This is a genomic window from Maribacter sp. IgM3_T14_3 (assembly GCF_049603095.1).
Classification (GTDB): domain Bacteria; phylum Bacteroidota; class Bacteroidia; order Flavobacteriales; family Flavobacteriaceae; genus Maribacter.
Genome location: NZ_CP187138.1, coordinates 231,054 through 243,825, shown reverse-complemented (window position 1 = coordinate 243,825; position 12,772 = coordinate 231,054). Strand labels below are relative to the sequence as shown.

The window sequence follows — 12,772 nt, the reverse complement described above, 5'->3', positions numbered from 1 at the left end:
ACGTAAGTGCTTATCACCTGCCCTACGATTTCTTATACTGAACGTTTTGTGTAAGTTCAAAATCATCTCAACAAGAATGATACAGCTGAATCTGTTATTTCTGATTCTTCACTCTTTGGGGTTGCAAGTAAAACATCCGTAGAAAACTTATTATCTAAATCTAAAAATGATAATTCCGAATATGTATGACTATTTTTCAAACTACTTGGCACAATAGAAATTCCTAATCCATTTCTTACCAATTGAATTATGGAATTAATATTATTTGATTCGTGAACAATATTAGGTATGAACCCATATTGTGAACAAATTTCAACAAGAGAATTATAATATCCAGGAGCGTAATCTTTATTAAAAAAAACGAAAACATTGTCTTTCATATCAACCAAACTCTCAACACTCTTATTCAGATTATTATTAAAAACTAATGAATAAGAATCTTTAAACCATAGTTTTGAAATAATCTTTGTAGAGATTAAAGGAGCTCTAATAATTCCCAAGTCCAATTTATTTTGTTCTAAAGCTAAAATTTGCTTAACTGTAGAAACTTCATATAATTTAATTTTTAAGAATGGATATTTGTCTGTTAAAAACTGAACAAGTCTAGTAATCTTATCTGAGAATGTAGAACTAATATAACCAATCCTATATTCACCATTAACATTTTCTGATATTTTTCTAGTCTTTAAAACTATTGATTCTAAATCTTGTAATTGACCAACTATTTCATCTTTAAAATATTTACCTGCTTCTGTCAAGGTAACTTTTTTATTATTTCTCTCAAATAACTTAGCTCCTAGTTCTTTTTCAAGTTCTTTGATTTGTCTACTCAAAGGAGGTTGAGAAATATAAAGCTTTTCAGAAGCTTTTGTAAAGTTCAACTCTTCCGCTACCGCTAAAAAATATCTTAAGTGTCTTAACTCCATAATTATACTTTAAAGGTATTATTAGTTGACAAATTAAGTCTTTTTAAAACAATTAAAAGAACTATACATTTGAAATAACAAATAAAACATTACAAAAATGAACAAATCAACAGTTAAAGAAATTAAAGAACGATTTGATAATGACGTCGAACGATTTTCAAATCTAGATACAGGTCAAATAGCTACAATAGATGCCAAAATATCTCTTGAACTTTTAACCGAAGCTTCAAAGAGAATAAACCCTAAAGCACAATATTTATTAGATATAGGCTGTGGAGCAGGAAATTATAGTCTAAAAATGCTAACTAAAATCGCAGACCTTAACTGTACTCTAGTTGATTTGAGTAAACCTATGTTGGACAAAGCAAAGGAAAGAGTATCTGCTAAAACAAACAGTACAGTAGAAATCATACAAGGAGATATTCGAGAAGTAGATTTAAAAGATAATAGTTTTGACATCATATTAGCTGGAGCTGTATTACATCATTTACGGAATGACAACGACTGGGAAACTACATTTCGTAAATTATTTCGTTTATTAAAACCAGGTGGATGTTTAATGATTTCAGATTTAATAACTCAAGAAACAAGTGCTGTAAATGAATACACTTGGGAACGTTATGGAGATTATTTAGAAAGTGTGGATGGAAAAGAATACAGAAAAAAAGTGTTTGAATATGTAGAAAAAGAAGATTCTCCTAGGTCTATGACTTATCAGTTAGAATTAATGAAAAAGATAGGTTTTAAAAAAACAGAGATTTTACATAAGAATATGTGCTTTGGAGCATTCGGTGGAATCAAATAAAACCTACACACAACAGTGTATAAAAAACATAGGGCAGTTTGTGCTAAACTTAAGGTTTATGCTTATTTACAAAGTCCGCTAAATATAAAATTTGGCATTTATAGTAGAAAAGATAAAAGCAAAATATTTATATTTAGCTAAGTAATAAACCGAAACGAAAGTGCTAATCACCTGCCCTACGTTTCTTATACTGAACGTTGTAATTAATAGGGTACGTTAAAGGGACATCCTTTACAAAGTTAAAGTCACATAGTTTACACTTTTAAGGTTATAATTTGAGATTAAAATCAAATTATTATGCCTTGGAAAGAAACAACGACTATGGAACAAAAGATTGAATTTATCTGTGAATGGCGTACAGGAAAATACACCATAACCGAATTATGCAAAAGCTTTAAAATCTCCAGGCCAACGGCTTATAAGTTGATAAGCAGGTTCGAGGAAAAAGGTTTTGAGGCATTAAAAGAGCAGTCCAGAGCTCCTGGGAAACACCCTAATGCAACGGGTCAGAATATCATTGAGGGTATTCTAAAACTTAAGAAAAGACACAATCATTGGGGCGCTAAAAAATTAAGGGAACTGTTGTTTAAAGATTTTACGGCCCAACAAGTCCCCTCTGTGGTCACGGTTCATAAAATCTTAAAGAACCATGGTTTGGTGTGTCCACAAAAGCGGATGCGAAGAGTAAAACCGGTATACCCGATTTTCGACCCTGAACACTGTAATGAAGTGTGGAGCGCAGATTATAAGGGAAAGTTTTTAATGGGCAATAAAATATACTGTCATCCACTCACCATTGCAGACTCTAAAAGCCGGTTCCTGTTCACTGCCAAAGGTCATTACCATGAAAACCTAAAGTCTGCAAAGGCCGAGTTCACAAGGGTATTCAGAACATTCGGGATACCTAAGCAAATACATACGGACAATGGCAGTCCCTTTGGTTCCGTGCGTACCATCCAACGTTTTACCCAGCTCTCCTATTGGTTTATCGAACTGGGTATATCACCTGTCTTTTCCGATCCTGCACATCCAGAACAAAACGGTAGACATGAACGCATGCACCGAGATCTAAAAGCCGCTTGTGCCAAACCTTCCGCGTATGACCTAAAAGCACAACAAAGACGTTTAAACCACTTTGTAAAGGAATATAACAACATAAGACCTCATGAAGCCTTGAACATGAAGACACCTGCCGATATGCACGACTTTTCTACAAGACCGTTCCTTGAAAGAATACCTGACTTTCACTATGATGCCAAATACAAAGTGCTTAAAGTAACACAGAATGGATCTATTAGATGGAAATCATATTACTGGGTATATGTGACAGCTTCGTTAATGGGCAAATATGTAGGTATTCAAGAAATGGGAAACGGTATTTGGAGGGTATTTTATAGAAACGTATTTTTAGGTTTCTTTGATGAAAACAATTTAAGAAATAAAGAACAAGCAACAAGATTAGAAATTAATTTAGTGTAAACCCTAATCTTTAACTTGTGTAAACTATGTGCCTTAACGAACATAGCTCAAAAAACAAAAGCTACCTTTTATTTGGATTTAACATTGATTTGAACGCATCCATTTTGATAGAAAATCATCTAATAAAAAAAATCTATATTATGAAACAATACATTCTAATCGTCTTAATTGGAGTAAACCTGTTAAGTTGTTCAAACGATGATAATTCTTCCGTAGATGACTTTGTTTTATATAATCAAACATTTTGCTCAGACCCTTGGGGTTATGGCGCCGACGACAATGAGTTGAAAGACAATATAAATAATTTCTTTGAAGAAGAGAATATTGTAATATCAAATCTGAGAATTGATAACAACGGAACGGTAGAATTATGCAATGCTTGCACTTGTTTGAGCGGTAAAAGAATAATCTTAAATGTTAGCCCGCAAGATTTGGACTCTATAAAGAAATATGGGTTTGAAGAATTTAATTGATAATACTACCGATTTAGTTCCATAAAGTTCTAGTAAATTTACGCAGACGGACTTCAGTCAGACGCAACTGTTGTGCAGATGGACTTAACTCGGACGTGAAAAATATGGAGAATGCTATCTCTAGTGCTTACTCAAACGTGTCGCTACTAATTACAACAATAGTAACCGTTGCACAAGTCATTAATCCTGAGAAAAACAGATTCATATAAGGCGCTCTACGGGGCTTTTTTCTTGTCGCGTTAGAAATGGAAAGCTAATTTTTGATACCTTGGAGAAGCACCTAACGATAAATCAAGGATACTTTTGACCCATGTTGCAAAAGCAAGTGTTCCCATCCCACTTTGCACCAGTTTTTGTTCGAATTTCAGGTACTTCTTAAGGTTGTAGGCGATGGCCGATAGGTGCATTACCTTGTTCGCCTGCTTTATCCCGATGGTATTTATCTTGCGCATGCCCATGAACTGGGTGAGGGTCCCGAAAACCGGTTCTACGGTACTCTGCCGTTTGCCCTTCATGTACCTTCCCTGTGGGCTTTCCACCCTGGTAATATTACGTTGATATTCCTCCCGATAGTAGGTCACCGAGAACTGTTTCTCATTTACTTTGCCCAAGCATGTATCGCGTAGCGGGCAGCCTTTGCAGATTTTACTCGATGCGCGGTAGGCCTTCTTTTTCGTCTTGGTACGATGATCTAGGAACACTTTTTTGAACGGTATTACCTTGTCCTGTGGGCATAGGTAATGGTCGGCCTGTTCTATATAAGTGAACCCATCGGGTCCGCCCTTGTAGGTGCCATGGGGCGGTATGAAACTTTTAAGTCCCCTTTGCTCCAAAAAGGCATAGTTCTCGCCCGAACTGTAGCCGGTGTCCGCAACGCAGTTTTCGAATACCAGGCCCTGTTGCCATAATCTTCTTTGTAAACGTTGTACAATATCCCGTAATTGCTGGTTGTCTTTACCGTCCGCATGGTAGGCCCTGATGTCCGTTATCACATGGTGCGCGGTATCCACGCTCAATTGGCTAAGGTAGTTCAGCTTGCGTGCCTTGCCGGGCTTTACGCTAATTCTGGCATCGGGGTCGGTTGGGCTGTAATGGGTCTTGTTACTGGTATACTTGGCCCCCTTGTTCCCCGCACCGGGCCGTTGGTCCTGGTCCTTCGCCCACTTCTTGTTACGTCCCTTTATCGAGGAGAGCTCCTTGTTGCTTGCCGTGATGCTACGACCTTCCTTGTCTGATTTGTCGTTCTTGGACTTTCTGTGTGGTTCTTCCCTGTCCATGGAACTAAGGGCACGTACCTTTCTTAGGTGTTCGTCAAGTTCATCTTCAGGCACCTTGAGTTCCAAAGTGTCCATACTCGCGTTTGCCTTTATAGGGGCAGAATCTATGGCCTGGGAATGGCCGCTGACCATCCCCTTGTCAACGCACATGGCAAGGACCTTCGTAAAGACTTCCTCAAAAACGGACTCCGGGTACAATTGCCGCGTACGGCTTATCGTGGAATGCCACGGTAGCTCCTCGTCGATATCATAGCCAATGAAATATAGTATATCCAAGCGCATCGAACAGTGCTCGATAAGCTTACGGTCACTGATGATATTCTCCAAGTAGCCTACCAAACACAACTTAAAGAATACCAAAGGGTCGATGCTCTTCTGCCCGCTTTCCCCATAATACGGACGGGTAAGCATGTAAAGGAAACGCAAATCCAAAATGCCTTTTAAACGACGATAGAAATTCGTCTCCGGTACCCGATTACTTAATTGAAAATTATTGAAAAGCTTCTCCTGATATTCCTTTTTTCCCTGCATACCTAAAGTTACGATCCATCTCTCAATCTGCAATGATCATAACCCAGTTTTTTTATAACTTGTGCAACAGGCACAAAACCTATAAACAATTCAGGCTTCGGGCTTAATCGCAGGGTGGGTGTATTTTAAAAAGTCCGCAAAATCTTTAGGATTTTGCTTTAAACAAGGAAAAGAAAAAACAAAACATTAAGATTTTGCTATGTGCGTGGCGGAAAGCAAACGCTAGTTTGCTCCCGTACTAATCATTGGTACTGTGTTAAAAAACAAGTTTTTTTTAATATTTTAGGAAACAGGTTAATTTATCAAACTGTTGGCAATAATTTTAAAACAACCAATTTCATAATGAAAAGCACATATTTATTTTTAATCTTTTTTATTGCTAGTTGTTCAAATGCACAAACTGAAAACTATGAAATCGAATCTACTTTCAATGAATATAGAAGATTGATAGAATTAAAAAATTACGATAAAGCATTTGACTTTTATCATAAATCTTTCTTGAAATATATCCCAAAAAAAGACCTAGAAAAAGAATTCACTAAACTTGACAACAATCCCAATTACACATATTCAGTTAAAAATTCAAAACTGTTATCGAGTTCAAAAATAATAAAAAATGACTCCGTCAATTACTCCATTTTAAGATACGGAGCAAATACCCATATTAAGTTTAGGGCCGATGTAAATAACGATTCCATACAAAGAATAAAACACCATTTTCAAACACTCTATGGCAATGCCTATACTTTTTCAAAAAAAAATAATGAAATTATTACTTATAAAGAACAGGAACTAATTGGAATAAATGATAGCTCTTGGCGTTTTATTATTTATAAAGATAAATTGAAGCCATATATGTCAATTTGGCTTCCTGAAAAAGTATTAGATAGTTTATTACTAATGCGATAAATAGAAGGTCTGAATATGCTGAACTGGACTTAAAAATGGAAGTAGGCAAAAATTAATATTTATAGTATGATTATATGGTCTGGGAGAGGGTTTCTCTCTGTTTTAGTTTTAATTGCTACTCTTTTTGTTTGCATTTCAATTTTTCCTGATGGAATGAGAGATTACGGGTTTATAGTTTCATTATTTGTAGCTGGTATATTTAGTTGGTTATTTGGAAAAAAATGGAACTCAAAAAATGAAAGGATAGTAATTGATGAGCAGTCAGGTGAAAGATTAAAAATAAAAAACAATCATAGCCTTTTTTGGATTCCAATGCAGTATTGGGGGGTTATATTCTCGGTACTGGCAATTGTTATACTATTTCAGAATTCATTAGTATTTGGGATAATTAGTGCAACTATTTTGTTGGCATTTATTACAATTCCATTATTTACATTTCAAAAAAAACATCCCAAAAAGATAGCAGGTTTAACATCAAAAAATAAGGTGCCGATTGAAGTTAAAAAAACATCTAACTCAAGTGATATAATTTCCGAGTTGAAAAAAGAAAAAGTGGTTACCAAAGAATTTAAGGAATCTGACCATAGCAAGTTTATGCCAAAATAACTACCGGAAACAATAAGCTTTAGCTTCGTGTGTAGACGGAAACGAAAAATTTCCTTGCCTCCGTACGGCGCTTACATAAACCGTTAACAAAAATTATGAAAAACCTTTTAGCGAGTATTTTAATATTATTAGTGGTTGGGTGCAAGAAGGAGAAACGAGTAATTGAGGAAATTGATTTCGAAACTGAATACATGTTTAATTCCGAGATTGAGGATAAAATTCTATCGGATACATTAACCGACCCAAGGTTCACAGGATTTAAGTATCAAATGGGTGCATCTGAATATGCCTCAAAAGGCGATTATCAAAACGCTTTATCGACATGGGATTTAGCAACGGGAACAAGAGATACAGCCTATACAATTTCAGAAATTGATTCTATAAATGAAAAATACAAGAAAGTTAATGCCGTAAACCTTATAGTTAAACAATCTAAAGAATATAAACTTTTAATAATCAATGAAGCTCATCATAACTCTAGTCACAGAGTTTTTACAAAATCACTTTTAAAAAAACTTTACAAAAATGGATACTCAAACATTGGTTTTGAAGATTTAGACAATGGTTCCAATAAAGATTCATTATTAAACAAGCGTAAATATCCTCTTCAGAAATCAGGATTTTATATGACCGACCCGCAATTTGGAGATTTAGTAAGGTCTGCCCTCGAAATTGGATTCAATGTATTTTCTTATGAACAGACTTCAGATGTGAATGGGACAGAAAGGGAAATTGAACAGGCTAGAAATATTCAAAAAGTGATTGAAGAACGCCCGAATGAAAAATTTATAATTCATTGTGGTTACGCACATGCTTTAGAAGGAAATTACGAATCTTGGGGTAAAGCTATGGCAGGTAGACTAACCGAATTTACAGGAATCGACCCTTTGACAATATATCAAGTTCTTTACACCGAAAAAAGCAAGCCTGAATTTAATCATCCATTATTGAAAGCTTTAAAACTGACGGAAGCGATTGCTCTAATAGACAAAGAAGGAAATCCCATGGAATATGTACGAGGAGAAAGCTGGTCTGACATTGCTATTTTACATCCAAATACAGTGTTTGAAAATGGAAGACCAAATTGGCTTATTAAGAACGGTAATAAAATGATTAAGTTGAATTTGAAAAATATAGAAATGGATTATCCAATAATGGTTTTGGCTTATAAAAAAGGAGAGGATATAAAAACTGCTATTCCCATGGATATTTTAGAAGTTGAGAATAAAACTGAATTCATAAACTTAGTTTTAAGACAAGGAGAGTATGAAATTGTTGTGCGAAACTCTAATGGAAGAGCTCAAAAATTTCAACTGAATACAGAATAATTTTTGCTGACAATGGCTATAACAAACAACTCATAAAGTACCATATTTAAAGGCTAGGTCATGTTTACACAGTCCGCCAAATATTTTGAATCTTGCAATTAAAAAAATAAAAAAATGGAAAAGAAAAATACATTAGAAATCATCGGTTTCACGCTTATAATAATTGGGGCGATATTTTTCATTTCAAAGAAATATTATGTTATTGAAGCACTAAGTTCAGTTTACGAATCTATCGATATCATATTACCCTTGGGTCTATTTATTTGGGCTATTGGTTACATGAAAAAAGAAAAGAAAAAGAAAACTGAATCTTAGTTTTAATAAATTTTAGATCAAAACCATCACTTTTCAGTGATGGTTTTTTTGTACTATATTAGTAGTTATAAGTTGATTGAAGAATTTTAAAAGTTTCAGTATATGATTACAAATAATAAATTTTTATTTAAATTTTTAGTCATATTCTTCATCCTTCTGATATTTCCTTTCCCTCTAGATGTTTTACCAAAATTTGATTTACTTGAAGAACTCATTCCCAATGTTTATCATACTATAGTTCTTTGGCTAGGGGAGCATGTGTTAAAACTAGAAGAACCTATAAAATTTCATGAAAGTGGGAGTGGAGATAAAACTTATGATTATGTTTTACTGGTCTTTATTTTTATAATAGCTGTAGTAGGTTCTATTATATGGTCATTATTAGTTAAAAAAGACAGGAGTTATGAAAAACTAAATTATTGGTTCTTAGTACTCGTAAGATATTTTTTGGGCTCAACAATGATACTTTATGGTATTATTAAAGTTATTCCTTTACAATTTGGGGAAATAGCATTTTGGAGATTACTACAACCATATGGAGATTCATCACCAATGGGCATGGCATGGACATTTTTAGGACATTCAAAAGGCTATAATCTATTTATTGGATTAGCAGAATTAATTGGCGGTATTTTGCTTTTTCATAGAAGAACTACATTATTGGGAGGACTTATTTTAATACCAGTAACGGCAAATATTGTAGCAATAAATTTCTTTTTTGATGTTCCTGTTAAGCTCTATTCATCACAGCTTCTGCTAATGTCAATTATAGTAGTCTCGCCTGATCTAAAACGGTTATTTAATTTAATTATCCTTAATAAACCTACTAATGAAAAAAAGTTTAAAAGTCCTTATAAATCTAAGAAATGGATATTGGGAGCCAACATTTTAAAATGGGCAATCGTACTTTTTTTATTATTTGATTCTTTAAGCTATGGCTTAGGTACTAATCGCCCTAAAGTAGAAAAGCCAGAGTTGTATGGGTTGTATGAAGTAAATCTGTTTATCCGGAATCAAGACACCATACCACCAATATTGAATGATGACAAAAGATGGCGTCATGTATTTTTTGAATATTCAAATTCTATTCAATTTTCAACTATGGCTAAAGGTAGATATGGATTAAATTCAAAAATAGATACTGTTCAAAATAAAATAATTTTAACAGAGTATAGAGACTCTACAGCTATGTATGTTTTAGATTATAAAAAAACAGATTCCACATTAAATATAAGTGGTGTATTTAGAAAGGATACTATATTTTGTGAAACAAAACGATTAGATAAAAAAGACTTTAGACTTACATCTAGAGGCTTTAACTGGGTAAATGAGTATCCTTATAATCGCTGATTGAAATTTTAATTATGGACTAAAATTTAATAATAGGCTTTTACGGTAAATTAGAACACTCGATATGTAATTGGTAGTCTTTTTTTATTCTATAGGTTGTTTCCAATATTCAGATAGAATCAAAACTGTAATTAAAGTAAATTGCTTAGCTTTAGTCAGCTGTCATTAAGCTTATTACAGATTAAAATAAACACGATATAACTCTTGCTCTCTTGATAAATTAAATCACTGTAACATCTATGAAAGACTTGAAATACCTAGCTGCATTTTCTTTGCCCTTAGTTGCTTTTATGGGTTTATATTTTAAAGGAATTTTCACCTTTCTAACGCCTTTTTATGCATTTGTAATTATTCCGATATTAGAAATCTTACTTCCTGTTGAAACTTCCAATTTAGATGAAAACGAAGTAGAAGATAAACTAAAACGAAAAGTTTTTGATTGGCTTCTCTATCTCAACTTACCGGTTATTATTGGGTTGTTATTATGGGGTTTTTACACTGTGAATACCCAAAACTTGGCTACGTATGAGTTTTTAGGTTTAATTTTTTCTGTAGGTATTGTTTTGGGTACTAACGGAATAAATGTTGCCCACGAACTCGGTCATCGACAGAGTACCAACGAGTGTTTTACAGGCAAGGCTTTACTACTACCTAGCTTTTACATGCATTTTTATATCGAACATAATTTCGGGCATCATTTGCATGCCGCAACACCTGAAGATCCGGCTACTGCCAAGTACAATCAAAGCGTGTATTCATTTTGGTTCACCTCAAGTATTCGGCAATACTTTAATGCATGGAAAATTCAGAAAAGACTATTGAAGAGTAATAATCAAGGCTTTTTTTCTTTTAAAAACGATATGCTTTGGTATACATTTTTCCAGATGTTGTATTTAGGTTCTATATTATTTTTCTTCAGTCCTAAAGTGCTATTGTTTGGACTTTTAGCGGGTATCGTTGGTTTCATTATGCTTGAAACCGTAAACTATATTGAACATTATGGTTTATTGCGACATAAAACCAAATCTGGTAGATATGAGCGTGTTCGCGAAATGCACTCATGGAACTCTAACCACGTAGTTGGGCGAATTGTTTTGTATGAGTTAACCAGACACAGCGATCACCATTATAAATCTTCAAAAAAATATCAAATATTAGATTGCCACGATGAGAGTCCGCAAATGGCTTATGGATATCCTACATCTATGGTACTCTCTTTATGTCCGCCATTGTGGTTTGCCATTATGAATAAGAGAATACCAAAAGATATGATAGTCTGATAGTATTAATCTGCCGAACTTCTGAAATATTAAGATAATTTTTTTGATAACAATAAGAACAACTAATTTTAAATAGGTTAGCTCTAAAAAAAAGATAAAATGAACATTAAACACATTTCTTTAACGGTAAGTCTTCTTGGGCTTTTAATTCTAATAACAACAGTAATTATAGAGCTGACCAATGCTAATATGAACTATGGTTTTTTATCACCGTTAGGTATGGGATTATGCTCTGTTGGTCTCATTTTATATGCAGTCTACGAAATGAAAAATAACCGTAAGATTTAGTTTTAAAAAGCAATTTGTAATTTCTAGTCTAGCGATAATCAAGCTATATTTATGATATGAATAAAACCTTGGTTCAGCTTAGAAAACAACTACACCAAAACCCTGAGCTTTCAGGTAAAGAGCATAGTACAGCAAAACGTATTGTTGAATTTGTAAAGCAATATAACCCTACGGAAATTATAAATAATATAGGTGGGGCAGGGCTTGCAGTTGTATATGAATTTGAAGAAAACGGACCAACCATTACTATTCGTTGTGAGCTGGATGCCTTGCCGATAATTGAAGAAAATACATTTGCGCATACATCTGATAATTACGGAGTATCGCATAAATGTGGTCATGATGGTCACATGACAATAGTAGCGGGTTTAGCTGAGTGGTTGTCAAAAGCTAAGTTTAAAAATGGAAAAGTAGTATTACTTTTTCAACCGGCAGAAGAAACAGGAAAAGGTGCTGCTAAGGTTTTAGAAGATGAACGATTTCTAAACCTTGATCCTGATTATGTTTTTGCCCTTCATAATTTACCTGGAGAAGAGATGCATTCTGTCATTGTAAAATTAGGTTTCTTTACAGCTACGGTGCAAAGCTTTAAAATTCATTTAAAAGGAAATAAAGCTCATGCTTCTGAGCCAGAAAACGGAGTGAACCCGGCAATGGCGGTTGCAGAATTAATTCAAGTATTTGATACGTTTGCGAACTCAAATGCTAACAATAAAGACTTTGCGCTGCTAACTCCTATTTGTATCGATTTAGGGGAGAAGAATTACGGAATTTCTCCCGAAAATGCAGCATTACATTATACCATTCGAACTTGGAGCGGTGAAGTAATGAATGTTTTAGAAGGTAAAATAAAACAAGCTGTAAGTGAAATTTCAAACACTCATAAATTAAAAGCAGGAATAGATTGGTTCGAGTTTTTTCCGGCTTCCGATAATAATAGCGAGTGTGTTGCTTTGATTGAAAAAGTAGCAAATCTTAATCAGGTTGAGTTAGTTAAGCATCCGAAGTCATTAAAATTCGGAGAAGATTTTGGGTGGTTTTCGTCAAAATATAAAAGTGCCATTTTCGGATTAGGAGCTGGGGAAGATCAGCCTGCATTGCATCATTCTGATTACGATTTTCCCGATGAGCTCATAGATACGGGACTTTTGATGTTTAAAGGTTTGATTACCGATATTTTAGGAAAATAGGTATCTTTAAGACAA

General features: G+C 34.1%; 13 protein-coding genes. 11 read left to right on the top strand and 2 right to left on the bottom strand.

What is annotated here, in order from left to right; genetic code table 11:
* Positions 1-62: 62 nt before the first annotated feature.
* Entirely contained in the window at positions 63-926 is an 864-nt protein-coding gene (locus tag ACPF9A_RS01150; RefSeq protein WP_424000879.1) for a LysR family transcriptional regulator, read from the bottom strand.
* Between the two features lie 97 nt (positions 927-1,023).
* Here ACPF9A_RS01150 and ACPF9A_RS01145 point away from each other — a divergent pair, with 97 nt between their 5' ends.
* From ACPF9A_RS01145 to ACPF9A_RS01135, 3 genes are all read left to right on the top strand, one after another.
* Positions 1,024-1,731, top strand: coding sequence for a class I SAM-dependent methyltransferase (locus ACPF9A_RS01145; protein ID WP_424000877.1), 708 nt, complete (start codon positions 1,024-1,026; stop codon positions 1,729-1,731).
* A gap of 297 nt (positions 1,732-2,028) precedes the next feature.
* Positions 2,029-3,210: an integrase core domain-containing protein gene (locus tag ACPF9A_RS01140; RefSeq protein ID WP_423999521.1), complete on the top strand. Its 1,182-nt coding sequence runs from the start codon at positions 2,029-2,031 to the stop codon at positions 3,208-3,210.
* Between the two features lie 140 nt (positions 3,211-3,350).
* Positions 3,351-3,683, top strand: coding sequence for a hypothetical protein (locus ACPF9A_RS01135; protein WP_424000875.1), 333 nt, complete (start codon positions 3,351-3,353; stop codon positions 3,681-3,683).
* Between the two features lie 239 nt (positions 3,684-3,922).
* On the opposite strand, the gene ACPF9A_RS01130 is transcribed toward ACPF9A_RS01135, so the two are convergent.
* Complete coding sequence (locus ACPF9A_RS01130) at positions 3,923-5,491, bottom strand: IS1182 family transposase (protein WP_424000873.1); 1,569 nt, start codon at positions 5,489-5,491, stop codon at positions 3,923-3,925.
* Positions 5,492-5,833: 342 nt separating this feature from the next.
* On the opposite strand from ACPF9A_RS01130, the gene ACPF9A_RS01125 reads away from it, so the two are divergent.
* The 8 genes from ACPF9A_RS01125 (at position 5,834) to ACPF9A_RS01090 (ending at position 12,757) form a co-directional block, all read left to right on the top strand.
* Positions 5,834-6,400 (top strand): hypothetical protein, encoded by a 567-nt coding sequence (locus ACPF9A_RS01125; RefSeq protein WP_424000871.1) that lies wholly within the window; start codon positions 5,834-5,836, stop codon positions 6,398-6,400.
* 66 nt (positions 6,401-6,466) lie between these two features.
* Complete coding sequence (locus tag ACPF9A_RS01120; RefSeq protein WP_424000869.1) at positions 6,467-7,006, top strand: hypothetical protein; 540 nt, start codon at positions 6,467-6,469, stop codon at positions 7,004-7,006.
* A 95-nt stretch (positions 7,007-7,101) separates the two neighbouring features.
* Positions 7,102-8,334 (top strand): hypothetical protein, encoded by a 1,233-nt coding sequence (locus tag ACPF9A_RS01115; protein ID WP_424000867.1) that lies wholly within the window; start codon positions 7,102-7,104, stop codon positions 8,332-8,334.
* A 114-nt stretch (positions 8,335-8,448) separates the two neighbouring features.
* Entirely contained in the window at positions 8,449-8,649 is a 201-nt protein-coding gene (locus ACPF9A_RS01110; protein WP_424000865.1) for a hypothetical protein, read from the top strand.
* Between the two features lie 102 nt (positions 8,650-8,751).
* Positions 8,752-9,999, top strand: a complete 1,248-nt coding sequence (locus tag ACPF9A_RS01105; protein WP_424000863.1) for a hypothetical protein — start codon at positions 8,752-8,754, stop codon at positions 9,997-9,999.
* A gap of 239 nt (positions 10,000-10,238) precedes the next feature.
* Positions 10,239-11,279 carry an alkane 1-monooxygenase gene (locus tag ACPF9A_RS01100; protein ID WP_424000861.1) on the top strand — a complete coding sequence of 347 codons (1,041 nt, stop codon included), beginning with the start codon at positions 10,239-10,241 and terminating at the stop codon, positions 11,277-11,279.
* 99 nt (positions 11,280-11,378) lie between these two features.
* The gene (locus ACPF9A_RS01095; RefSeq protein WP_424000859.1) at positions 11,379-11,567 is read left to right on the top strand and encodes a hypothetical protein; all 189 of its coding nucleotides are present in this window, start codon (positions 11,379-11,381) and stop codon (positions 11,565-11,567) included.
* 56 nt (positions 11,568-11,623) lie between these two features.
* Positions 11,624-12,757: an amidohydrolase gene (locus tag ACPF9A_RS01090; RefSeq protein ID WP_424000857.1), complete on the top strand. Its 1,134-nt coding sequence runs from the start codon at positions 11,624-11,626 to the stop codon at positions 12,755-12,757.
* The last annotated feature ends 15 nt before the right edge of the window (positions 12,758-12,772 follow it).

Bases quoted from the DNA above. Each gene is read 5' to 3' on its own strand.
- ACPF9A_RS01150 (WP_424000879.1), bottom strand. From the start codon at position 926: ATGGAGTTAAGACACTTAAGATATTTTTTAGCGGTAGCGGAAGAGTTG.
- ACPF9A_RS01145 (WP_424000877.1), top strand. From the start codon at position 1,024: ATGAACAAATCAACAGTTAAAGAAATTAAAGAACGATTTGATAATGAC.
- ACPF9A_RS01140 (WP_423999521.1), top strand. From the start codon at position 2,029: ATGCCTTGGAAAGAAACAACGACTATGGAACAAAAGATTGAATTTATC.
- ACPF9A_RS01135 (WP_424000875.1), top strand. From the start codon at position 3,351: ATGAAACAATACATTCTAATCGTCTTAATTGGAGTAAACCTGTTAAGT.
- ACPF9A_RS01130 (WP_424000873.1), bottom strand. From the start codon at position 5,491: ATGCAGGGAAAAAAGGAATATCAGGAGAAGCTTTTCAATAATTTTCAA.
- ACPF9A_RS01125 (WP_424000871.1), top strand. From the start codon at position 5,834: ATGAAAAGCACATATTTATTTTTAATCTTTTTTATTGCTAGTTGTTCA.
- ACPF9A_RS01120 (WP_424000869.1), top strand. From the start codon at position 6,467: ATGATTATATGGTCTGGGAGAGGGTTTCTCTCTGTTTTAGTTTTAATT.
- ACPF9A_RS01115 (WP_424000867.1), top strand. From the start codon at position 7,102: ATGAAAAACCTTTTAGCGAGTATTTTAATATTATTAGTGGTTGGGTGC.
- ACPF9A_RS01110 (WP_424000865.1), top strand. From the start codon at position 8,449: ATGGAAAAGAAAAATACATTAGAAATCATCGGTTTCACGCTTATAATA.
- ACPF9A_RS01105 (WP_424000863.1), top strand. From the start codon at position 8,752: ATGATTACAAATAATAAATTTTTATTTAAATTTTTAGTCATATTCTTC.
- ACPF9A_RS01100 (WP_424000861.1), top strand. From the start codon at position 10,239: ATGAAAGACTTGAAATACCTAGCTGCATTTTCTTTGCCCTTAGTTGCT.
- ACPF9A_RS01095 (WP_424000859.1), top strand. From the start codon at position 11,379: ATGAACATTAAACACATTTCTTTAACGGTAAGTCTTCTTGGGCTTTTA.
- ACPF9A_RS01090 (WP_424000857.1), top strand. From the start codon at position 11,624: ATGAATAAAACCTTGGTTCAGCTTAGAAAACAACTACACCAAAACCCT.